The organism is Comamonas sp. MYb69 (genome assembly GCF_037479315.1).
Lineage (GTDB): Bacteria > Pseudomonadota > Gammaproteobacteria > Burkholderiales > Burkholderiaceae_C > Comamonas.
This window is the reverse complement of sequence record NZ_JBBGZG010000003.1, coordinates 251,953-274,749: the sequence shown is the minus strand read 5'-3', so window position 1 is coordinate 274,749 and position 22,797 is coordinate 251,953. Positions and strand designations below refer to the sequence as shown.

At 63.8% G+C, this 22,797-nt stretch carries 21 protein-coding genes and 2 tRNA genes; 9 read left to right on the top strand and 14 right to left on the bottom strand.

Annotation, left to right across the window (positions count from 1 at the left end):
• Window positions 1-166 precede the first annotated feature (166 nt).
• The 4 genes from WH303_RS05470 to WH303_RS05455 are packed head-to-tail and all read right to left on the bottom strand — an operon-like array spanning window position 167 to window position 3,765.
• A complete protein-coding gene (locus WH303_RS05470) occupies window positions 167-2,434 on the bottom strand; it encodes a methyl-accepting chemotaxis protein (protein ID WP_021027283.1) in 2,268 nt (755 codons plus the stop codon).
• A 38-nt stretch (window positions 2,435-2,472) separates the two neighbouring features.
• Window positions 2,473-3,000, bottom strand: coding sequence for a chemotaxis protein CheW (locus tag WH303_RS05465; protein WP_021027284.1), 528 nt, complete (start codon window positions 2,998-3,000; stop codon window positions 2,473-2,475).
• Window positions 3,001-3,003: 3 nt separating this feature from the next.
• On the bottom strand, window positions 3,004-3,369 hold the full coding sequence (locus WH303_RS05460) for a response regulator (protein WP_021027285.1): 366 nt from the start codon (window positions 3,367-3,369) through the stop codon (window positions 3,004-3,006).
• Between the two features lie 9 nt (window positions 3,370-3,378).
• On the bottom strand, window positions 3,379-3,765 hold the full coding sequence (locus tag WH303_RS05455; protein ID WP_021027286.1) for a response regulator: 387 nt from the start codon (window positions 3,763-3,765) through the stop codon (window positions 3,379-3,381).
• A gap of 293 nt (window positions 3,766-4,058) precedes the next feature.
• On the opposite strand from WH303_RS05455, the gene thiD reads away from it, so the two are divergent.
• Both thiD and hemL read left to right on the top strand, forming a co-directional pair.
• Window positions 4,059-4,985, top strand: coding sequence for a bifunctional hydroxymethylpyrimidine kinase/phosphomethylpyrimidine kinase (gene thiD / locus WH303_RS05450; protein WP_339517315.1), 927 nt, complete (start codon window positions 4,059-4,061; stop codon window positions 4,983-4,985).
• Between the two features lie 121 nt (window positions 4,986-5,106).
• A complete protein-coding gene (gene hemL, locus WH303_RS05445) occupies window positions 5,107-6,402 on the top strand; it encodes a glutamate-1-semialdehyde 2,1-aminomutase (protein WP_339517456.1) in 1,296 nt (431 codons plus the stop codon).
• An 85-nt stretch (window positions 6,403-6,487) separates the two neighbouring features.
• Here hemL and WH303_RS05440 read toward each other — a convergent pair whose 3' ends face one another.
• The 5 genes from WH303_RS05440 to dusB all read right to left on the bottom strand — a co-directional run bounded on the left by WH303_RS05440 (window position 6,488) and on the right by dusB (window position 10,919).
• Window positions 6,488-7,198, bottom strand: coding sequence for a Bax inhibitor-1/YccA family protein (locus tag WH303_RS05440; RefSeq protein WP_312990270.1), 711 nt, complete (start codon window positions 7,196-7,198; stop codon window positions 6,488-6,490).
• A 146-nt stretch (window positions 7,199-7,344) separates the two neighbouring features.
• Window positions 7,345-7,833 (bottom strand): c-type cytochrome, encoded by a 489-nt coding sequence (locus tag WH303_RS05435; protein WP_339517314.1) that lies wholly within the window; start codon window positions 7,831-7,833, stop codon window positions 7,345-7,347.
• 105 nt (window positions 7,834-7,938) lie between these two features.
• Window positions 7,939-9,537 (bottom strand): bifunctional phosphoribosylaminoimidazolecarboxamide formyltransferase/IMP cyclohydrolase, encoded by a 1,599-nt coding sequence (gene purH / locus WH303_RS05430; RefSeq protein WP_339517313.1) that lies wholly within the window; start codon window positions 9,535-9,537, stop codon window positions 7,939-7,941.
• 78 nt (window positions 9,538-9,615) lie between these two features.
• Window positions 9,616-9,849 (bottom strand): Fis family transcriptional regulator, encoded by a 234-nt coding sequence (locus WH303_RS05425; protein ID WP_021027292.1) that lies wholly within the window; start codon window positions 9,847-9,849, stop codon window positions 9,616-9,618.
• On the bottom strand, window positions 9,846-10,919 hold the full coding sequence (gene dusB, locus WH303_RS05420) for a tRNA dihydrouridine synthase DusB (protein ID WP_339517312.1): 1,074 nt from the start codon (window positions 10,917-10,919) through the stop codon (window positions 9,846-9,848). The genes WH303_RS05425 and dusB overlap by 4 nt, the downstream gene beginning before the upstream one ends.
• A 318-nt stretch (window positions 10,920-11,237) precedes the next feature.
• Here dusB and WH303_RS05415 point away from each other — a divergent pair, with 318 nt between their 5' ends.
• A complete protein-coding gene (locus WH303_RS05415) occupies window positions 11,238-11,771 on the top strand; it encodes a YqaA family protein (RefSeq protein ID WP_339517311.1) in 534 nt (177 codons plus the stop codon).
• A 34-nt stretch (window positions 11,772-11,805) separates the two neighbouring features.
• Here WH303_RS05415 and WH303_RS05410 read toward each other — a convergent pair whose 3' ends face one another.
• From WH303_RS05410 to WH303_RS05390, 5 genes are all read right to left on the bottom strand, one after another.
• Window positions 11,806-12,798, bottom strand: coding sequence for a tripartite tricarboxylate transporter substrate binding protein (locus WH303_RS05410; RefSeq protein ID WP_445228255.1), 993 nt, complete (start codon window positions 12,796-12,798; stop codon window positions 11,806-11,808).
• A 50-nt stretch (window positions 12,799-12,848) separates the two neighbouring features.
• Window positions 12,849-13,718 (bottom strand): carboxylating nicotinate-nucleotide diphosphorylase, encoded by an 870-nt coding sequence (gene nadC, locus WH303_RS05405; protein ID WP_339517310.1) that lies wholly within the window; start codon window positions 13,716-13,718, stop codon window positions 12,849-12,851.
• 150 nt (window positions 13,719-13,868) lie between these two features.
• On the bottom strand, window positions 13,869-14,780 hold the full coding sequence (locus WH303_RS05400; protein WP_339517454.1) for an NUDIX hydrolase: 912 nt from the start codon (window positions 14,778-14,780) through the stop codon (window positions 13,869-13,871).
• A 319-nt stretch (window positions 14,781-15,099) separates the two neighbouring features.
• A complete protein-coding gene (gene ychF, locus WH303_RS05395; protein ID WP_339517309.1) occupies window positions 15,100-16,194 on the bottom strand; it encodes a redox-regulated ATPase YchF in 1,095 nt (364 codons plus the stop codon).
• 89 nt (window positions 16,195-16,283) lie between these two features.
• Window positions 16,284-17,165, bottom strand: a complete 882-nt coding sequence (locus WH303_RS05390) for an MOSC domain-containing protein (protein ID WP_339517308.1) — start codon at window positions 17,163-17,165, stop codon at window positions 16,284-16,286.
• Between the two features lie 248 nt (window positions 17,166-17,413).
• On the opposite strand from WH303_RS05390, the gene WH303_RS05385 reads away from it, so the two are divergent.
• The 6 genes from WH303_RS05385 (at window position 17,414) to WH303_RS05360 (ending at window position 22,797) form a co-directional block, all read left to right on the top strand.
• Window positions 17,414-18,571 (top strand): FAD-dependent monooxygenase, encoded by a 1,158-nt coding sequence (locus WH303_RS05385; protein WP_339517307.1) that lies wholly within the window; start codon window positions 17,414-17,416, stop codon window positions 18,569-18,571.
• 192 nt (window positions 18,572-18,763) lie between these two features.
• Window positions 18,764-19,477, top strand: a complete 714-nt coding sequence (locus WH303_RS05380; protein ID WP_021027301.1) for a DsbC family protein — start codon at window positions 18,764-18,766, stop codon at window positions 19,475-19,477.
• 110 nt (window positions 19,478-19,587) lie between these two features.
• Window positions 19,588-21,423: a M61 family metallopeptidase gene (locus WH303_RS05375; RefSeq protein WP_339517306.1), complete on the top strand. Its 1,836-nt coding sequence runs from the start codon at window positions 19,588-19,590 to the stop codon at window positions 21,421-21,423.
• A gap of 148 nt (window positions 21,424-21,571) precedes the next feature.
• Window positions 21,572-22,351 (top strand): enoyl-CoA hydratase, encoded by a 780-nt coding sequence (locus WH303_RS05370; protein ID WP_021025456.1) that lies wholly within the window; start codon window positions 21,572-21,574, stop codon window positions 22,349-22,351.
• 154 nt (window positions 22,352-22,505) lie between these two features.
• Window positions 22,506-22,582, top strand: a tRNA-Met gene (locus tag WH303_RS05365).
• Between the two features lie 138 nt (window positions 22,583-22,720).
• Window positions 22,721-22,797 (top strand) — tRNA-Met (locus WH303_RS05360).

Sequence of the window (22,797 nt, the reverse complement as noted above, 5' to 3'; positions counted from 1 at the left end):
TGCCTTGACCGTGGATTCCAATGACCGGCGTACCTCGTCATTGATCCACGCCAATGGCCCGAGATCCCTCTCTTCTGTTGGCTGTGCGTTTTCCGCTTTATTTTCAATAGCTATAGACATGCAACAGTCCCCGATTGCGGGTCAAAATTAAACAGCAGGCATGGGGTCAGGCAATCTTGAACCGAGACACCGACTGGCGCAGTTCCTCGGCCATTTGCGACAGCTCACGCACCTGCTGCGCCGTGGTACGGGTGCCATCACTGGTCTGCTCCGTCACCGCAAAAATATGCTGGATATTCTCCGCCACATCATTGGCCTGAACGGCTTCATCGGACGCGGAACGCGAAATCTGTTGAATCAGATCTGCCAGCTCACGCGACACACGATCAATCTCCGCCAGTGCCGTACCGGCGCTGTCTGACAGACGGGCCCCTTCCACCACACCCTGGGTCGAGCGTTCCATAGCGGCCACCGCGTCCTGGGTGTCGGTCTGAATGGCCTTCACCAGCACCGAGATCTGGCGCGTTGCATCGGCAGAACGTTCAGCCAGGCGCTGCACTTCTTCGGCCACCACCGAGAAGCCGCGACCGGCTTCACCCGCGGACGCCGCCTGAATGGCCGCGTTCAACGCCAGCACGTTGGTCTGTTCGGTAATGTCCGAGATCAGGTCGGTAATTTCACCAATCTCCTGCGAGGACTCGCCCAGGCGCTTGATACGCTTGGATGTGTCCTGGATCTGGTCACGGATGGAGTTCATACCACCGATCGCATTTTCCACGGCCTGCAGACCGGACTCGGCAGCCATCAGCGACTTGCGCGCCACCGAGGCCGATTCCTGCGCCTGCGAGGACACGAGGTTAATACGGGTTGCCATGTCCAGAATGGACTTGCCGGTTTCGCGAATCTCGCGCAGCTGCTCGGTCGAGGCGGCCAGCAGTTCGGTCGAGGTGGAATCCACCGTCGACGTGGTTTGCGCCACGCGGGTCGCCGTGTTCTGCACGCTGCCCACCAGCATGCGCAGCTCTTCCACCGTGTAGTTCACCGAGTCGGCAATCGCGCCGGTGATGTCCTCGGTCACGGTCGCTTCCTGGGTCAGATCCCCTTCAGCGACGGACTGCAACTCGTTCATCAGGCGCAAAATAGCGGCCTGGTTGGCGTCGTTGAGGCGCTTGGCCTCCTGCTCCTGGCGCGTGGCTTCTTGCTGCAGCGATTCGGCAGAGCGGCGGCGGTTCAAGCTGTCTGCCAGCTGCAGACGCACCAGGCCCCAGACACCCAGGCCCACCAGCAAGGCGGCCAGCACAATGCCCACCAGGTACAGCCAGACGCGGTCGGACCAGCTGTTCAGGTCAGCCTGCAGCACTTCCAGGCCCTTGCGCAGCGGATCGCTGGCCGACTGGATCGAGACTTCGGCCTCACGGGCCTCCGAGATGCCCTTGAGGTTGCTCAGCACCGAGGAGCCGTCCTTCAGGGTGATGTCGTACTGGGCCGACAGCTCCAGCAGCTTGTCGCGCACGGCGCCGTCACGGGCAGGGCTCAGGCGCAGCTCGGCGCTGCCATTGAGCAGACCGGCAACGATTTCCTTGAAGGTGTTCAAGTCCTTGCCCAGCAGGAACACCGCTTCGGCGTTCGCACCCGAGGCGCTTTGGAAGTCGTTGGCCGACTTGCCGATACGCTGGGTCAGCATGGCCAGCTGGCTGGCGGCGGCAATTTCAGCGGTCGGTGCCGCTTGCTGCAGCTTCAGGCTCACCACCGCCTCGCTCAGCTCCAGCAGGGTCTGGGTGTTCTTGTGAATAGCCTGCAAGTCCTTGTTCATCGCGACCAGCGAGGCCTTTTGCTTGACCACCGCATCGCTCTTGCTGGCGGTGCGGTCCGAGGCTTCCACCAGCGGTGCCAGCACCTCGGCGTAGGAGCTGCCCAGCGCCTTGATGGCCGGGTCGTCCGAGCCCATGTTCAGGCCGTCGATGTTCTTTTTCAGAATCGACGAGGCTTCTGCCACTTCGACAAAGGCCTGCTCGTTACCGTTGACGGCCTGGCCCACCGATTTGGCCAGACGCTGCGACTGGGTCAGGGCCTGGCCGGTCGCGGCCAGCTGGCCACCGGTGGTGCGCGACTGCAAAATCGCCCACACCGCCAGGCCAAAGAAGACCACCAGACCGACGACCACGATGGTCAGCAAGGTCTTCTGGTGCTTGGCAGCCGGAGCAGCGCCCAGGATGGGCAAGGTCACCAGGTCTTCGCTGGCGGTATCGCCTTCGACCAGCTGGGCCATGTAATCGTCCTGCACCGCAGCGCCCGAGGCGCTTGCCGCCGTCTTGGCGGGCGGCAGGCCGTCGCCGGTCGAACCTTCGGAGAGCATCACCTGGTCACCATCTGGGAAGATGCTGACACCTGGGTCTGCCACGTCTTCTTTACGTTTGAATAGTTTGTTGAACATACAAATACCGAAAAGGATGAAGCCGCGGAAGCCCCGCACTAAACCGTGATATCGAGAAAATCGGGCGCATTGGCCAGCAGCTGCAGGTTGAGTTCCTGCCACTGCTCGCCATTGGCGGATAGGTAGAGCGCACCAAAAAATTCCGGCGCATCGGCCGGTTTGTCTTTGGATTGCGAGAAATCATTGCTGCCGCGCAAGCCTTCGAGCTGCTCGACAAACAGTGCGGCATTGACGCCCATCATGGGGTTGAGCGCGACCACCGAGGCCCCGGCAAACACCTGCTCACTGCGCGCGACGGGCAGGCCCAACATGCGGGCCAAATCCACCACCGTCAACAAAATACCCCGGATGCTGGTCACGCCAAGCATCCAGGGTTTGGTGTAGGGTACAGGCTCCACCCCGCTCCAGCCCAGCACTTCGCCAGACTGGCTCAAAGGCAGCAGAAAGTTCTTGCCACTGATCTTGACGGCCAACCACGAGGCACCTACTGCGGTCTGGTTGCGTGCCTGGCTCAAACGATCGGCCAGCCGGGTTTGCAGCTCTCGCAAGTCTTCGCGCTGTGCCATGCCTTATCCCAGTGCCTCGATCTTGGCCTTGAGCTCGGCCGGATCCACCGGCTTGGTCACATAGCCACGCGCGCCCTGGCGCATGCCCCAGACCCGGTCGGTTTCCTGGTTCTTGCTGGTGCACATGATGATCGGGATATCCGCATACTCGGGGCTGCGGGTGATCAGACGGGTCAGCTGAAAGCCGTTCTGTCCGGGCATCACCACGTCCATCAGAATCAGGTCAGGGCGGTCTTCCGACAGGCGCAGCATCGCCTCGTCCGAGTTTTGCGCAGTGCGCACCACCATACCCTGGCGAACAAGCAGATCGCTCAAAAACATCAATTCAGTTTTTGAGTCATCAACGATAAGAACTTTTTGAATAGGCACGACCCCTCCTTAACGCTCGGCAACGAAACGTCCGACGGTTTCCAGTAATTGATCTTTGGTAAATGGCTTGGTGAGGTAGTCTTCACACCCCACCATTCGTCCCCGGGCCTTGTCAAAGACGCCGTCCTTGGACGACAACATGACCACGGGTGTCGATGCAAAAGCATCATTGCGCTTGACGATGGCGCAGGTTTGGTAGCCGTCCAGTTTTGGCATCAGGATGTCGCAAAACACCATGTCCGGCTTGAAATCGTTGATTTTGGAGAGGGCGTCGAAGCCGTCTTCGGCAAGCAGCACCTCGTAGCCGCCCTGCTTCAGAAAAATCTCAGCACTTCTGCGAATGGTATTGCTATCGTCGACCACCAATACCTTGAAGTTGTCTGCGGAAACTGTCACCGGCCACCCTCCTCATTGCATGTCATGAAATGTGAATGCACGCGGCAGCCAAGGCTGACAAAGCCCCTCCCACCCGTTTGCATTGAACACATACGCCCTATGGCAATTTTTCTTTCGACGAATCCGCATGTGCTGGAGATGCATTTTGCACCACAGCGCGTACACTGCACCCGTCGTCCCTGCTCCTAATTTTGAAAAGCTTACAGAGGCTTTACATAGAATGCAACGATTGTAGCTTTTCAACACAGATTTAACGGTGATTCCCGTACCAATGTGCCCTATCTCGTTGACCTATGACATCCTCCTTGACAAACCAGCCAGAATCCAGCCCCAGTGAGAGCACATTGGCAGCCACCATCGATACCGCCAGTATCCTGTGCATCAATGCCAATGACCCCAGTGGCGCAGGCGGCACCAATGCCGATGCGCTGGCCGTGGCCTCGATGGGCGGGCACCCTTGCACCGTGGTGACCGGTGCCCTGATCCGTGACACCCTCGACACCATCGACTTTTACCCGCTGTCCGATGATGCGGTACAACAACAGGCACAGACGGTGTTACAGGACATTCCGATCCGCGCGATCAAATTGGGCTTTTTGGGCTCAATTGAAAATGTACGTGTGTGTGCAGAAGTAACCAACGACTACCCGGATGTACCGGTGGTGGCCTATGTCGCCGGCATGGCCTGGTGGGACAGCGAGCTGATCGACGACTACCTGGACGCCTACCAGGAGCTGCTGCTCCCCCAGGTGACCGTGCTGGTCGGGGCCTATGGACTGCTGTGGCGCTGGCTGCTGCCCGAGCGCACCTCCGAGCACCGCCCCAGCCCCCGCGACCTGGCCAAGGCTGCTGCCGACCATGGCGTGCCCTTTGTGCTGGTGACCGGCATCCCCACGCCTGACCAGCATGTGGAAAACGTGCTTGCCTCGGCCGACACCATCTATGGCAGCGGCGAGTTCGAGCTGTTCGAGACCGAATTCATCGGCGCGGGCGACACCCTGAGCGCCGCCCTCACGGCCTTGCTGGCCACCGAGGTGCCCCTGAGCGACGCCACGGCAGAAGCGATGACCTACCTGGACAAATGCCTCGAAGGCGGCCTGCGCCCCGGCATGGGCAAGACCGTGCCTGACCGATTGTTCTGGGTGCATGCCGATGATGAAGACGAAGACGAGAGCGAAGCGGGTGATGAAGGCGGCGGTATCGATACCCGCCCGCTCTAAAACCTGTTCAAAGAATCGGTTCAAAAGCCTGCGCATTCCAGTGCAGTGAATACCGGATTGACAGCCCCAAGCGCCCGCTTGGCCGACAATCCAAGGCCAGTGTAGATGTGAGCCCCTTATGATGATCGATAAAAACGCCCAGTTGTTTGAACGTGCCCGCCAGGTGATTCCCGGTGGCGTGAACTCGCCCGTGCGGGCCTTCAATGCGGTGGGCGGCACGCCGGCCTTCATTGCCCGCGCCCAGGGCGCGCACCTGTTTGATGCCAATGACAAGCAGTATGTGGACTACATCGGCTCCTGGGGCCCGATGATTCTGGGCCATGGCCATCCGCAGGTGCTGAGCGCCGTGCAGGCCGCGCTGCTCGAAGGCTTCTCCTTCGGCGCGCCGACCGAGCGCGAGATTGCGCTGTCCGAAGCCATCTTGAAGCTGATGCCGTCGATGGACATGGTGCGCCTGGTCAGCTCCGGCACCGAAGCGGGCATGAGTGCGATCCGCCTGGCGCGCGGCTTTACCGGCCGCAACAAGATCATCAAGTTCAACGGCTGCTACCACGGCCACGCCGATGCGCTGCTGGTCAAGGCCGGCTCGGGCCTGGCCACCTTTGGCGCCTCGTCCTCGGCAGGCGTGCCCGACCATGTGGTGCAGGACACCATCGTGCTGGAGTACAACGACATTGCCCAGCTCGAAGAGGCCTTTGCCAAGTACGACGGCCAGATCGCCTGCGTGATCATGGAGCCCATTGCCGGCAACATGAACTTTGTGCGCGCCAGCACCGCCTTTACCCGCCGCATCAGCGAGCTGACCAAGGAGCATGGCGCGCTGCTGATCTACGACGAGGTGATGACCGGTTTCCGCGTCGCCCTGGGCAGCGCGCAGAGCCTGTATGCGCAGCAGATCCCTGGCTTCAAGCCCGACATCACCGTGCTGGGCAAGGTGATTGGCGGCGGCATGCCGATGGCCGCCTTTGGCGCGCGCCGCGAGATCATGGAAAAGCTCTCGCCACTGGGCCCGGTCTACCAGGCCGGCACCCTGTCGGGCAACCCGATTGCCACCGCCTGCGGCCTGCAGACCCTGGCGCTGATCAGCCAGCCGGGCTTCCATGAAGCGCTGCATGCCAAGACCGGCCAGCTGATGGCCGGCCTCAAGGCCGAGGCCGATGCCGCCGGCGTGCCCTTCAGCGTGGACCACCAGGGCGGCCTGTTCGGCTTCTTCCTGCTGCCCGAGCTGCCCAGCCACTACGAGGCGGTGATGAAGAGCGACAAGCCGCTGTTCAACAAGTTCTTCCACGGCATGCTCGCGCGCGGCCACTACTTTGCGCCAGCGCTGTACGAGGCCGGCTTTGTCAGCAGCGCGCATACCGATGCCGACATCCAGGCCACGATCGAAGCGGCCCGCGAAGTCTTCAAGACCTTGTAAGCCACGCCCCCTCCTCCGCCAGCGCTTCTGGCGGGCATAAAAAAACCTCGGCATGCCGAGGTTTTTTGTGGTCTGTCGCAGGCGATCAGTCGTCGCTGCCACCCAGTTGCATGATCAGGCGCAGCACATACCAGAACAGCAGGGCCACCGATGCGAACAGGTGCAGGGCCGCGCCAGCGGGGCGGTCTGCGGGGTAGTGGCGCATGATCTGCGAGGTGTCATACAGCACGCAAGCGCCGGCAAACAGCACCATCGCGCCGGAGAACCAGATCCCCAGCTTGAAGCCGAACACGACGCCGGCCAGGATGATACCGATGGCCACCAGGCCGCCGATCTTCAAGAAGCCGCCCAGGAAGGAGAAGTCCTTCTTGCTGGTGAAGGCCGTGAAGGTCAGGCCCGCGACCAGTGCCAGCGTGGCAACCGATGCCGCCTGGATGGAGCCGGGGGCAATGATGCTGGCCATCGCCAGCATCGGCGCGAAAATGAGCGACTCGGCAAACACAAAGCCGCCCAGCGCCAGGTACTGCACGCCGGTGCTTTCCGAATTGTCCGCCGCGTTGGTGGCGAGCCAGCCCACCACCATGAAGGCGCCCATCACCGCAAGCCAGCCCCATTTGCTGACACCCAGCATCTTGAGCATCGCAAACGATGCGCCGCTGGCGTAGAGGCCAAACGACAGCACGGCAAAAGCCAAGATGGCTACGGCCAGATGGCTGTAGGCCGCCTTGATGAATTGGCCACGGCTGTTTGCTTCGGCCAGGCCACCGCCGTGTCCGGCGTATTCGGGAAAGTTCATGCGTCCTCCTTCAGGTCTATGTCGGAGCAGTATCGCAGATTTGCTTTACAAAGCTGGGCCTTTCCAGGCCCTGCCTACGGGCATTGCCACCGGGCACAAAAAAGCCCGCGTAGAAGCGGGCTCCAGGGCATCGCTGCAGCAGGCCATCAAGGCGGGCTGGCAGCGGGCGTCTTGGCGGGGCTGAGCGCCATCAGCCAACCGGCCATCAGCTCGGCCTGCTCCTGCGTGACCTGCGGGTGGCGCGGCATCACAATGCGGCCCCATTCGCCCACGCTGCCTTCGCGGATCTTGCCGGCCAGGTAGGGCACGGCATCGTCGCGGCCCGCATAGCGCTTGGCGATATTGCGAAAGCCGGGGCCCACCACATCGAGCTCCATCGTGTGGCAGCGCATGCAGTCGCTGCTGCGGGTGACCAGCTCACGCCCCTTTTGCAGCTGGGGGCTGGCCTCGATCAGGCGGTCAGCGGCCGTCACCTCAGGCTTGGGCCGGATGATCAGCCGCCCGATATTGAACATGCCCAGGCCCACCACCAGCGCAAATGCGACGATCAGCACGCCGAGCCAGCGCGAACGGCGTGGCGCTTCGTTGTCCTCATCGGGGTTGGGGGCGGGGTCAGGGTGCTGCGAATCGCTCATGCTGGAATCGGCCCGGGGGCCAGCGCTGGAAACGGGCCGGCGAACGCGCAGGTTCGCGGCCCTGGGTGAAAAGCGGCAGCGCCCTGGCAGGCGCCGCCTGTGCCATCAATGGCGGAAGTGGCGCACGCCGGTGAACACCATGGCCACGCCGCGCTCGTTGGCAGCATCGATCACTTCCTGGTCGCGCATCGAGCCACCAGGCTGGGCCACGCAGGTGGCACCGGCATCGACCACCACATCCAGGCCGTCACGGAAGGGGAAGAAGGCATCGGACGCCACCACAGTGTTCTGCAGCGACAGCTTGGCCGCTTCCGCCTTGATCGACGCGATTCGGGCCGAATCCAGGCGCGACATCTGGCCCGCGCCCACGCCCATGGTCATGCCGTTCTTGCAGAACACGATGGCATTGGACTTGACGAACTTGGCCACCTTCCAGGCGAACAGCAGGTCCTGCAGTTCTTGCGGGGTGGGCTGCTTGACGGTCACCACCTTCAGATCCGCCAGTTGCAGCTCGTGGTTGTCGGCCGATTGCAGCAGGATGCCCGAGCCCACGCGCTTGGACTCAATGGCGTTGCGGCCCTGCTCCCAGTCGCTGTTGCCGCCAGCGGGCAGTGCAATCTTCATCAGGCGCACATTGACCTTGGACTTGAAGATCTCCAGCGCCTCGGCGCTGAACTCAGGGGCCATCAGCACTTCGACGAACTGCTTGGACACGGCCTCGGCCGCAGCCTTGTCGACTGCGCGGTTGAAGGCGATGATGCCGCCAAAAGCGCTGGTCGGGTCGGTCTGGAAGGCCTTGGAGTAGGCTTCAAATGCATCGGCACCCACGGCCACGCCGCAGGGGTTGGCGTGCTTGACGATCACGCAGGCCGGCACCTCGAAGCTCTTGACGCATTCCCAGGCAGCATCGGCATCGGCGATGTTGTTGTAGCTCAGCTCCTTGCCTTGCAGCTGCACGCCCGTGGCCAGCGAGCCGGGTGCGGGGTACAGATCGCGGTACCAGGCCGCTTGCTGGTGGCTGTTTTCACCATAGCGCAGGTCCTGGATCTTGATGAACTGGCTGTTGCTCTGGCCGGGGAAGGCAGCGCGCTCGGGCACGTATTCTTCCGACAGCTTCTCGTCTTCGAAGGTAACCGACGACAGGTAGTTGCTGATCGCGCCGTCGTACTGGCTGATGCGGTTGAAAGCAGCCACCGACAGTGCAAAGCGCAGTTGGTTGCTCAGCTTGCCGCCGGCCTTCAGCTCGGCGAGCACGGCGTCGTACTGGTCGGCGGCGGTGATCACGCCCACATCCTTCCAGTTCTTGGCAGCCGAGCGCACCATCGCCGGGCCACCAATGTCGATGTTCTCGATGGCATCGGCCAGGGTGCAGCCGGCCTTGGCGACGGTCGCTTCAAAGGGGTAGAGGTTCACCACCAGCAGGTCGATGGTCTCGATGCCGTGTTCCTTCAGCGCAGCCATGTGCTCGGGCAGGTCGCGGCGGGCCAGCAGGCCGCCATGCACCATGGGGTGCAGGGTCTTGACGCGGCCGTCGAGCATCTCGGGGAAGCGGGTGACCTCGGCCACCTCGGTCACGGGCAGGCCCTTGTCGGCCAGCAGCTTGGCGGTGCCACCGGTGGACAGCAGCTGCACACCCAGCGCGTGCAGGGCTTGGGCGAACTCGACAATACCGGTTTTGTCGGAAACGGAAATCAGGGCTTTCATGTCAATCACTTCAAAGATAGAAACAGGCTTGTGCCGCATGCGCAGCGGGCGCAAGCAGCACTGAAATCAGGGCGCGAGTCAGAGCATCTTGTGCTCGACCAGCTTCTTGCGCAGCGTGTTGCGGTTCAGGCCCAGCCATTCGGCGGCCCGCGACTGGTTGTTGTCGGCGTGGTTCATCACCACCTCCAGCATCGGGCGCTCCACCATGCGCACCACCATCTCGTACACGCGGTCCGGCACCTCGCCTTCCAGATCCTGAAAATAGGTCTGCAGGCTGTCCCGCACGGACTGCTCAATCGTCGTCTTACTCATACAAAGTCATCACTCATTGTTGTTGCTTGGGCCATCGCACTCCCGCTGGCCTCTGGTGCTGGTGCCATGCCAGGCAGCCGGTCCATCTGTTGCCCCAGGGCTAACAGGTAATCGGCTACGGCCTGCCATTGCGCCGCACTGTTGTCAATCACATTCATCTCGCGCCGAAACGCATCGCCCCCCGGCAGATCGCGCACATACCAGGCAATGTGCTTGCGCGCCGAGCGCACGCCCGTGCTCTCGCCGTACAGCGCATAGTGGTCCTGCAGGTGCTCGAGCAGATGGCGGCGCAGCTCGGCCACCAAGGGGGGCGCAAGCAGCTCGCCGGTCTGCAGAAAATGCACGATCTCGCGAAAAATCCAGGGGCGGCCCTGGGCCGCCCGTCCCACCATCACCGCGTCCGCACCGGTAAAGGCCAGCACATCGCGTGCCTTGGCCGGGCTGGTGATATCGCCATTGGCAACCACCGGCACCGAGACCGCCTGCTTGACGGCACGGATCGTGTCGTACTCGGCCAGGCCCCGGTAGCCCTGCTCGCGCGTGCGGCCATGCACGGTAAGCATCTGGATGCCCGCCTGCTCGAACTGGCGCGCCAGCTGCACGGCATTCTTGTGGTCATCGCTCCAGCCGGTGCGCATCTTCAAGGTCACCGGCACGCCATGGGGGGCAGCAGCCGCCACCACGGTTGCAGCAATCTCGACGGCCAGCGGCTCGTTTTGCATCAGCGCCGAGCCGGCCCATTTGTTGCAGACCTTCTTGGCCGGGCAACCCATGTTGATGTCGATGATCTGCGCGCCGCGCTCGATGTTGTAGACCGCCGCCTCGGCCATCATCGGCGCGTCGGTTCCTGCGATCTGCACGGAGATCGGGCCAGGCTCGCCAGCATGGTTGGCGCGGCGGCTGGTCTTGAGGCTGTCCCACAGGTCCTTGCGGCTGGTCACCATCTCGCTGACCGCATACCCCGCCCCCAGCGCCTTGCACAGCTGACGAAAAGGCCGGTCCGTCACGCCCGCCATGGGCGCCACAAACACGTTGTTGGCCAGAGTATAGGGACCGATGTGGACGGACATGGAATGCAAAAAGCGAGCACTTCGCCACCGAAGTGCTGGTTGTTGTGGTGAGGGGAAGGGGCAGATTGTACTGCTTAAAAAAGTAGCAAACATCCAATCTACCCGCTTGACATTTGGGAATGCCCAAAAAATGGGCGACGGGGCGCCCACTGGCAACGCCCCAGAGACGCCCCAAAGGCGCGCTTGGCAGCCGCAGTGAGCGCTCCAGCGCCTCGGCCGCAAGCGCTTGTCCAGATGGCATTTTTCGGCCTCTTGGCTGACACGGCCGCAGCCCGCAGCGCCGCTGGCGGGCGGCCCCCAGCCGCTACACTGGCAGCCATGGAAGCTTGGATTCAACAGTTGCTGACATGGCTGGCCCTGCCGCAGTTCGGGCTCAGCACGGTCTTTATCGTGGCCCTGATCTCGGCCACCTTGCTGCCGCTCGGCTCCGAGCCCGCTGTGGCCGGCCTGCTACACCTCAACCCCGATCTGTTCTGGCAGGCCATCTTGGTGGCTACCGCCGGCAACACCCTGGGCGGCGCCATCAGCTGGTGGACCGGCGCGCTGGCCCGCACCGCCTGGTACAAGGCCCGCAGCCTGCGTAAGGTTGGGCTTGACCCCACCGACCCCAGCCAGCCCCCTGCCCCACCCAACAAGCAAAGCCGCCACCAGCGCATGGCCCGCATCTGGTTGCGCAAGTTTGGTGCCAAGGCCTGCCTGCTCAGTTGGCTGCCCATCGTCGGTGATCCGCTCTGCGCCGTGGCCGGCTGGCTGCGCCTGCCATTCTGGCCCTGCGTGTTCTATATGGCGGTGGGCAAGTTTTTGCGCTACCTGGTGATGACGGCCACCATTTTGCATTTCTGGCCTTCGTGAAGTCGCGCTGAGCCCGGCGCCCACCTCTGCCGCACTAATCCACCCGCAGGCCCAGCTGCTGCGCCACGGCCGCATAGCGGTCTATATCGCTGGCAATCACCCGCCCAAACTCAGCCGCACTCTGCTGCACCGGCGTGTAGCCTTGATCGCGCAGCCACTGCTGCATCGCAGGCTCGGCCAGGATCTGCGCCAGCTCCGCATGCATGTGCTGCACGACGGCATCGCTGGTGGCGGCAGGCGCCAACAGACCATGCCACTGCTCCACGCTGAAGCCGGCACTGCCCTGCTCGGCCACAGTGGCAACCTGGGGCCACTGCGCCAGGCGCTGGGGCGCAGTGATGGCAATGGCGCGCACGCGGCCGGCATCGATCAGCGGCGCTGCGCTGCTGGCGGTGACCATGCCCATGGCGACCTGGCCGGCGGCCACGGCGGTGATGGCCGGCCCGCAGCCCTTGTAGGGCACATGCTGCAAATGCAGCTGCGCGGCCTGGGCCAGCATCTCGCCGGCCAGGTGCTGTGGCGTGCCATTGCCGCAAGAGGCAAAGGGCAGCTGCAGCCGCTGCGCCGAGGCGCGCACATCGGCCAGGTTGTGCAGCGCGCTGGCCTGCGGCACCACCAGCACCGAGGCGATGGTGCCCACATTGAACACGGCCTTGAAGTCCTGGCGTGGGTCAAAATCCAGCTGGCGGTAAACGGCAGGGTTGATCGCGAACGAGCTGTTCACCATCAGCCAGCTGCTGCCATCGCCCGGAGCCTGCGCCACATGGCGCGCGCCAATATTGCCGCTGGCCCCGGGGCGGTTTTCCACCACCACGGTCTGGCCGCTGCGCTGCTGCAAGGCGGCGCCCAGTTTGCGCGCGAGCAGGTCGGTGCCGCCGCCGGGCGGAAAGGTCACGACGATGGTGATGGGCTTGTCAAAGCGGGCGGCGGCCATGCTGCTGCCGCCCAGCCACAGGCCAGCTGCAATGCAGGCCACAGTGGCGCTGGCGACCCACCACCAGGAAAAGCGTTGGAAAACTCGGGGCATCACAGGCCTCCTTCCAGGTTATGCCAGGTGTTCGGGGAAACAGGGCCGGCTCAGGCATCCAGGCCAATATCGAGCACCTTGGCGCTGTGCGTGAGCCAGCCCACTGCAATCTGGTCCACCCCGGTGGCGGCCACCTGGGGCGCCGTCTCGGGCGTGATGCGGCCCGAGGCCTCGGTGACGGCCTTGCCCCGGCACATGGCCACCGCCGTGCGCAGGGTCTCCAGGTCCATGTTGTCCAGCAGCACCACGTCCACCCCGAGCTGCAATGCCGCATCAAGCTGCGCGAGCGTGTCCACCTCGAGCTCGATCTTGACCATATGGCCGACGCCCGCCCGGGCGCGGCCCACGGCGGTGGCCACATCGCCAGCCAGCGCAATATGGTTGTCCTTGATCAGCACGGCGTCATCCAGTCCAAAGCGGTGGTTGCTGCCGCCGCCCACGCGCACGGCGTACTTTTGCAGCGCACGCAGGCCCGGCATGGTCTTGCGCGTGCAGGTCACCCGCGTGCCATAGGGCTGGATCGCCTGGGCGATCGAATAGGTGGCGCTGGCCACACCGCTCAAATGGCAGAGGTAGTTCAGCGCCGTGCGCTCCGCCGTCAGGATCGCCCGGCTCTTGCCGTGGATGCGGGCGATCTCCATGCCCGGCGCCAGCACCGTGCCATCACCGCACAGCGGCTCAAACACGAGACCGCTGTCGAGCAGATGAAAGGCCAGCCGCGCCAGATCCAGCCCTGCCAGCACGCCCGCTTGCCGCGCCACCAGGCGCAGGCTGTCCCTGGCATCTGCTGGCACGATGGTGTCGGTCGTCAGGTCGCCGGCGCGGCCCAGGTCTTCGAGCAGCGCCATGCGCACCAGCGGCTCCAGCATCACATCGGGCAAAGGAGGAACGGGCAGCGCAGCGGTTTGATTAATGCTCATTTTGAGTATTTATAGAGTAAAAAAAGGGGCGCACCAGCCTTGTAGCAGTCGCACGGGGATTTATGCTAAACCTGAGCATAAGTACTGTCAAGCGCTGAAGCCTGGGGACCTGTCACCTGCGCTCAGGCCTTCAAAGAGGGATTGGGGTGGTCAGCCGCGTGCCAGCGGCAGCTTGTTGCCCGCCACTGCCCGCTCCACCAGCACATTGCGGCGAAAGCGAAACAGCTTGGCAGGGCGGCCTGCGCCCTGGCTGCTGATCTCGCCGGTGTCCTCCACCAGCGCCTGCTGCTCGATCAGGCGGCGAAAGTTCTGCTTGTGCAGGCTGCGCCCGGCCAGTGCCTCCACGGTCTGCTGCAGCTGCAGCAACGAGAAACTGTCGGCCATCAGCTCGAACACCACCGGGCGGTACTTGATCTTGGCCCGCAGCCGCGCCATGCCGGTGGCCAGAATGCGGCGGTGGTCATTGCGCATCGCCATGCCCAGCAAGGTCTGGCCTTGGGGGGCCGCCATGCCATCGCGCCAGGCCTCAGCCACGAGGCCCGCTTCAAACAGCAGCTCGTAGCGCTGCAGCACCAGCTCTTCGTTCCAGTCGTTGCCGTCGAGGCCAAAGCTCACACAGGCCCGCTCCCATCTCGCGCTGGCCGCCGCCTTGTCCGCCGCCTGGCCACTCCAGGCCTGCAAGGCGGGTGCAATGCGCTGGCCCAGCATCGCCGGCGCGCCACTGCGCCAGTCCTCCCAGGGGAAATAGCGGTACCAGTCCTGCCAGCCCGGCTGGGCCTGGCCGGCATCGTCCAGCTCGCGCGTCAATGCCAGGTAGCTGATGGAGATGGCCCGCATACCCAGCTCCTGCGAGCGGTCGCGGTCGGCAAAGGTGTAGAGCTGCTCGACAAAGCCCAGCGGGTGGTGGGTCTGGGTCTCCACCCAGGCGCGCAGGCTGGCCTGCAGCGAGCGGTGGTTGGCGGTGAAAGGCCCCGCTGGCAGCGTCTCGCCCGCCTGCGTGGTCAATATGCGCGGCTGCCCGCCCGTCACCGCCACCAGCACCGCCACCAGATCGGCCTGCACCGAATGCTGCTCGCGCTCGGCGGCGCTTTGCGCAAGGGGCGCGGGCGCAGCAGTGGCTAGTGTGTTGGCGGCAGGTGGGGTCACCAAAGGGGGCTTTCAAGAATCGATGGACGGGGCTGCGCCTGCAGCGACCGCCAACGGGGCCACAGTCTGGCAAGCAGCGGCTATCTTATAACGGCTTGCCGCGCTGCTCTGCCATCCCGCTGCCACATGCGCATGAGCGCAAGGCGCCATGAAAAAACCCGCTGACAAAGCAGCGGGCTCCTGGGGTTCGCCAGCACGCAGCGAGTGCGCGCAGGCAGTGTCGTCGCCGAAACGGTCAGACGTTGAAGAGGAAGTTCAGCACATCGCCATCCTTGACGATGTATTCCTTGCCTTCGGCGCGCATCTTGCCGGCTTCCTTGGCGCCTTGCTCACCCTTGTACTGGATGTAGTCATCAAAGGCGATGGTCTGGGCGCGGATAAAGCCGCGCTCGAAGTCGCCGTGGATGACGCCAGCGGCCTGGGGCGCGGTGGCGCCCACGGGCACCGTCCAGGCGCGCACTTCCTTCACACCGGCGGTGAAGTAGGTTTGCAGACCCAGCAAGGTGAAACCAGCGCGGATCAGGCGGTTCAGGCCGGGCTCTTCCAGGCCCATTTCCTGCAGGAACATGTCGCGGTCTTCGTCGCCCATCTCGGACATTTCTGCCTCGATCTTGGCGCAGATGGCAACCACGGGTGCGCCCTGTGCTTCGGCATAGGCCTTAAGGCTGTCGAGCAGCGGGTTGTTCTCAAAGCCATCTTCGCTGACATTGCCGACAAACATCGCTGGCTTGGCGGTGATCAGGCAGAACTGCTTGAGCAGCGGCGCGTCTTCCTTGGACACGGGCACGATGCGGGCGGGCTTGCCCTCGTCGAGCACGGCCTGGATGGGGGTCAGCAGCGAGACCAGCTTGGCGGCTTCCTTGTCATTGCCCGACTTCGCCGCCTTGCTGTAGCGGTTCAGCGCCTTCTCCACGGTGGCCAGGTCGGCCAGGCACAGTTCGGTCTGGATCACTTCGATATCGGCGATCGGGTCCACCTTGTTGGCCACGTGGATCACGTTCGGGTCTTCGAAGCAGCGCACCACGTTGACGATGGCGTCGGTTTCGCGGATATGGGCCAGGAACTGGTTGCCCAGGCCTTCGCCCTTGGAGGCGCCTGCCACCAAGCCAGCGATGTCGACAAACTCCACGATGGCCGGAACAACGCGCTCGGGCTCTACTATCTTGGACAGCTGGTCCAGACGCGGATCAGGCACTTCCACCACGCCGGTATTGGGTTCGATCGTGCAGAAAGGATAGTTTTCGGCGGCAATCCCTGCCTTGGTCAACGCATTAAAAAGGGTGGACTTGCCAACATTGGGCAAACCGACGATGCCGCATTTGAGGCTCATGGCAGTGCTTTCTCTATTCTTTCGGACAAACCCGGTATTTTAAGCCGACTGCATGGCAATCGCGAATCCAGGCGTATTAACGGGGGGCCTCAGTCAAACTGCAGGGCGCCGCCGACAGCATCACCCACCCGCAGCACCCCGCCCGTGCCCGCTGGCACATAGGCGTTCATGCCAAAGGTCACGGCGCCATCCAGGCGCTCATCGTGGCGGTAGGTCTGCAAAGTGTCGGTCACGCTGGTACCGCTCGCAGCGGTGGCCGGGTCGATATCGGGGATGGGGCAGCGCGCGCAGGGCTTGACGAGGGGCAGATCGGCCCATAGCTGGCTACCCGGGCCGCCCTGCTGTACCGACAGGCTCTCGATGCGGTCTTCGTCATGCGACTGGAAACCGTCGACGACGATATTGGCGCGAAAGCGCTCAGCCACCACCGGCACCTCGCCCGCCTGGCGCAGGCGCTCATTGAGCTCATTGACCGAGGCCTGGCTGACGACCAGCACCGGAAAGCCATCGGCAAACTGCGTGGGCGCATCGGCCCCGCCCGTCCACTTCTTGCTCGCCAGGCGCAGCGCCTGCGGGGCCATGCGCACCAAAGTGCATTCCGTCTGCAAGAACGCGCTGAACCAGGCATTGACCGCATCGGGCGCCTGCAGGCCCGTCACCTGGTCGTCCCAGACGCGCACCGCGCGCTCGGGGCCGCTAAAGGCCATGTCCACCTGGAGCGGGTCCATGCCCGGGGCCGTGACCGTCATCACCCCATCGGCAATGGCCGGCTGCACCAGCACCATGCGGGCGATTTCGCGCTGCGAGATGAATTCGCCCCGCCCATCGACGAGCATGAAGGCCCGGTCATGCTCCAGGCCCGTGGCCAACAGGCGTGCGCTTTGCACCGCGATGCCGGCACAGGATTTGATGGGAAAAACCCACAATTGGCCAATATGGCCGGTGACATCAAAAAAATCGCTATTTGCCATGCTGCTCTGCGCCTGGGTTGATTCTGGGCAAACCACACTGTAACGAGTAAAAGGCCGCCCTGCACCTAGGGATGCTCAGCAAAACTCCCCTGCCATGGTCTGAATACGGGTCGGGCGATCCGCGCCCATCCCAAGTGGCGAGGGTTTTGCAAGGGATCCCGACTGCGCGCCCAACGGTGGCCAGCCCCCTGCGGCAAGTCGTACCTGCGCGCTGCACTGCCACGGTGCCCCACTACAATAGATCGCTTATGGCTTCTGAATTCGACGTTTGTATCCGTGGCGCGGGCATTGTGGGCCGCAGCTTGGCATTGTTGCTGGCGCGCGAGCGCATGCGTGTGGCGCTGGTGGACACGGCGCCTGCGCCCAGCAACAGCGGCCACGGCGATGTGCGCGCCTATGCGCTCAACCAGCTCTCGCGCGAGGTGCTGCAGTCGGTGCGCAGCTGGCCCGAGGCCCAGTACGCCACCCCGGTGACCCGCATGGATGTCTATGGCGACCAAGGCGGCGAGGTGCATTTTGATGCGGCGCAGCAGCATTCCGAGCCGCTGAACTGGATCGTCGATGTGCCTGCGCTGGAAGCGCAACTGGCCGCTGCCGTGCGCTACCAACCGATGGTCGAGACGGTAGGCAGCCCGGTCGATGCCGCGCTGACGGTGGTCTGCGAAGGCAAGCACAGCCGCACCCGCGAAGAATTTGGCGTGGAGTTCGCCACCATCCCCTACCACCAGACGGCTGTCGCCACCCGCCTGCGCTGCGAGCGCCCCCATGGCCAGGCCGCGCGCCAGTGGTTTTCGGCCGCTGGCGACATTCTGGCCTTTTTGCCGCTGGGCGGCCCGGACGGCCATGAGGTGGCCGTCGTCTGGTCGCTGCCGGTCAGCCAGGTCGAAGGCGTCAAGGCGCTGGACGATGCAGGCCTGGCGATGGCGCTGGAATCGGCCAGCCAGGGCATGCTGGGCCAGTTGACGGTTTGCGCCGAGCGCGCCGCCTGGCCGCTGCAGCAATCGGTTGCGCGCCAGTGGTGCGGCCCGATGCCCGGAAGCGCCCTGCAAGGTACCGCCCGGGCCCAAAGCTGGGTGCTGGCCGGCGACAGCGCCCACGCCGTGCACCCGCTGGCCGGCCAGGGCCTGAACCTGGGCATGGCCGATATCGCCGCGCTGGCCCGTTTGCTGACCAGCGAAGATGCGCGCTGGCGCCGCCTGTCGGACCTGCGCCTGTTGCGCCGCTATGAGCGCGAACGCAAGGCGCGCCTGGCCCCCATCGGCTTGGCAATGGACAGCATTCAACAATTGTTTACCAGGCCAGAGACACCTTTGCAGAGCCTGAGAAACTGGGGCATGCGCGGCTTTGAGAGCAGCGGCCCGCTGAAATCCTGGGTCACCCGCCAGGCCATGGGAGTGAACTTTTAGCGCCCATCTGGTACAAACCGTCGTTCGGCCAAAAGCCGCTTGCGGTACCAAAATGTTCATATTGACGGGGGTTTAGCGTTCAGGCGCAGTTCCTGCCCAGACGGACAGCGGTGCACCGCCAAGCGGCTTTCCCTGCGTTGGGGTCTCTCCAGCGCGCAGGCTTTCACCATCAAGATTCAAAAAAGGTTTCTCATGCGAATTCTCTCTACCGTATTGGCCAGTGCTGCCATCGCGGCCAGTTTCTCTGCCAGTGCGCAAGAAGACGCGATCCGCAAGGCGCTGGCAGAGCGTATCCCCCAACTGCAAAAGATTGACGAAGTCAGCGCCACGCCGATGCAGGGCCTCTATGAAGTGCGCGTGGGCACCGACCTGTTCTACAGCGACGCCAAGGGCAACTACCTGATCCAGGGCGAGCTGATCGACACCCAGGCGCACCGCAACCTGACCGAAGACCGCATGAACAAGCTGACGGCGGTGGACTTCAACAGCCTGAACCTGAAGGACGCGATCAAGACCGTCAAGGGCAATGGCTCGCGCAAGATTGCCGTCTTTGAAGACCCCAACTGCGGCTACTGCAAGCGCTTCGAGAAAGACCTGCAAAACGTCAAGGACGTGACGGTCTACACCTTCCTCTACCCGATCCTGAGCCCCGACTCGGTCGAGAAGTCGCGCAATATCTGGTGCGCCAAGGACCCGGCCAAGGAATGGGCCAGCCACATGCTCAAGGGCACCGATGCCCCCGCCGCCGCATCGAGCTGCGACGTGACCGCGCTGCAGCGCAACATGGAATTTGGCCGCAAGTACAAGATCACCGGCACGCCAACGATCTTCTTTGCCGATGGCTCGCGCGTTCCCGGCGCGATCGGCTCGGATGACCTGGAAAAACGCCTCAAGGCCGTCAAGTAAGCCTGGCAGCTTGCTGCCCGCATCCCATCAGGCCCTTCGGGGCCTTTTTTGCGTCCGTTGAATTCCTGGGTCGGCACGCGACCATGCAATTGGGGCTACGCTTGCAGGCTATGACCAAAAGCGCACCCGCCCTGGCACCGCACGCCATCCAGTACACCATCACGCCCATCGATCTGCATGCCCACCTCTACCAGGTCGTGCTCAACATCCCCCGGCCCAAGGCGATGCAGACCGTGTCGCTGCCGGTCTGGATTCCGGGCAGCTACCTGGTGCGCGAGTTCTCCAAATCGCTGCAGGGCCTCGGCGCCAGCCAGAACGGGCAGCTGGTCGATATCCAGCAGCAGAACAAGAACACCTGGGTGGTGGACTGCAGCGCAGCGGAACCCGTCACCCTGAGCTACCAGATCTGCGCCTACGACAGCTCGGTGCGCACCGCCTGGCTCGACAGCCAGCGCGGCTTCTTCAACGGCACCAGCGTATTTTTGCGTGTGCATGGCAGCGAGGCCTTGCTGCAGGTGCTGCACATCGAGCCGCCGGCCCAGCAGCCCCACTGGCAGGTGGCTACCGGCCTCTTGGCCGCGCAGACCAACCCCCAGGGCTTTGGCCGCTACCATGCCAGCAGCTACGACGAGCTGGTGGACTGCCCGGTGGAGATGGGGCCGTTCTGGAGCGCCGAGTTCAGCGCCCATGGCGTGGCGCACCGCTTTGTGGTGGCCGGCGCACCGCCCAGCTTTGATGGCGCACGCCTCATTGCCGATACGCAAAAGATCTGCGAGACCGAAATCCGGCTCTGGCACCCCCGTGGCAAGCCGCCCTTCGAGCGCTATGTGTTCATGCTCAACGCCATGGACGACAACTACGGCGGCCTGGAGCACAAGAACTCCACCGCCCTGATCTGCAGCCGGCGCGACCTGCCCCGCAAGGGCGAGGCCCAGGCCAGCAGCGGCTACATCACCTTGCTGGGCCTGATCAGCCACGAGTATTTCCACACCTGGAACGTCAAGCGCCTGCGCCCGATGGAGCTGGCCAGCTACGACTACGAGCGCGAGAACTACACCGAGCTGCTGTGGTTCTTCGAGGGCTTTACCAGCTACTACGACGACCTGGTCCTGCGCCGCGCCGGCCTGCTGGACAACAGCCAGTACCTCAAGCTGCTCAACAAGACCTTGAACCAGGTGCTGCAGACGCCGGGCCGCCATCTGCAAAGCGTGGCCGAGGCGAGCTATGACGCCTGGGTCAAGTACTACCGCCAGGACGAGAACACGCCCAACGCCACCGTCAGCTACTACACCAAGGGATCGCTGGTGGCGCTGTGCCTGGACCTGAGCCTGCGCCGCGCAGGCCACAGCGGGCTGGACGTGGTGATGCGGGCACTGTACCGGCGCTGCAAGGCCGGCCCGATGCGCGAGCAGGACCTGCTCGATGTGCTGCACGAGCTGACGGGCCGCAGCTGGGCCGCCGACATCAGCGCCTGGGTGCATGGCAAGCTCGATCTGCCCGTGGCCGCCCTGCTCCAGGCCCATGGCGTGGATTGCCAGCCCGACAAGCCCCAGATTGCCCAGCAGCTGGGCCTGCGCGTGGCCGAAGGCGCTGCGGGCATCAGCATCAAGGTGGTGCTGCGCGGCGGCGCGGCCGAGGCCGCGGGCATGATGGCGGGCGACGAATGGCTGGGCATCGAACCGCTGCAGGCCAGCGCCCAGAGCGGTGGCTGGCGCCTGCACAAGCTCGACGACCTGCCGCTGTACGCCGGGGATGCCCAGCAGGTGCTGGCCCTGGTGGCCCGCGACAAACGCCTGCTGCGCCTGCCGCTGGCCTTGCCCGAGCGCGCCGCCAGCGCCGCAGCCAAAGGCCGCAAGAAGCCTCCAAAAACTGCCAGCCAGAGTGATACGGTCACCTTGGCTGTCACCGATGTGAATCTGGTCAATCTCTGGCTGGATGGGCGCTGATCGCCGATAGCGGCGCGCCCACCTGCACCCAAAAAGCGCCATCTTGGGCAGGCTGCTGCGCCGCAACAGCCCGCTTGGTGTAGGATGCCTGTCGACCATGCGGGCGCCAGCAGGCCGCTGCTGCCCCACAAACCCAAGGAGATAGACCGTGGCCTATGAAATGATCGAAGTGCGCGTCGAAGCCGAAAAGGTGGGCATCATCACGCTCAACCGCCCCAAGGCGCTGAACGCGCTGAACGACCAGCTGATGAATGAGCTGGGGGAGGCGCTCAAGGCCTTTGACGCCGACAAGAACATTGGCTGCATGATCATCACCGGCAGCGAAAAAGCCTTTGCCGCAGGTGCCGACATTGGCGCCATGGCCAAGTACAGCTTTGCCGATGCCTATGGCGGCGACTACATCACCCGCAACTGGGAAGCGATCCGCAGCATCCGCAAGCCCGTCATTGCCGCCGTCAGCGGCTACGCACTGGGTGGCGGCTGCGAGCTGGCCATGATGTGCGACTTCATCATCGCCGCCGACAACGCCCGCTTTGGCCAGCCCGAGATCAAGCTGGGCGTCATCCCCGGCGCCGGCGGCACGCAGCGCCTGCCCCGCGCCGTGGGCAAGGCCAAGGCCATGGACCTGGCCCTCACCGGCCGCATGATGAACGCCGACGAGGCCGAGCGTGCCAGCCTGGTCAGCCGCGTGGTGCCTGTGGACAAGCTGATGGAAGAGGCGCTGGGCGCAGCCATCATCATCAGCGGCTTCTCGCAGCTGGCCGTGATGGCCGCCAAGGAATCGGTGAACCGCGCGTTCGAGGGCAGCCTCAACGACGGGGTGATGTTCGAGCGGCGCCTGTTCCACGCGCTGTTCGCGACCAATGACCAGAAGGAAGGCATGGACGCCTTCGTCAACAAGCGCCCGGCCCAGTTCAGCAACAGCTGATCGGCGTTGCGGTGCCGTTGGCGCCAGGCCAATGGGTACAGGCACGGCCGGTACAGGCACGGCCGGCGCCCGCCACGCCAAATGGCCGAATTTTGACAAAACCTGGCGACATTGATCGCCGGCCCAAATTTTCGGTATATAATTTCGTTCTGCCGGTCGTATAGCTCAGTTGGTTAGAGCGCAGCATTCATAATGCTGATGTCGTAGGTTCAAGTCCCACTACGACCACCAGGTTTCAAGCCGCAGTGATTGCATGATCACTGCGGCTTTTCTCTTTGGCGCATCCGTTTTGATGGCTGCAAGTCCTGCCGAAAAAGTCGCGGCCAGCGCGCGGCTTCGCAGCCATCCGCCCCTACAATGGAGCTCGTCGGTCGTATAGCTCAGTTGGTTAGAGCGCAGCATTCATAATGCTGATGTCGTAGGTTCAAGTCCCACTACGACCACCA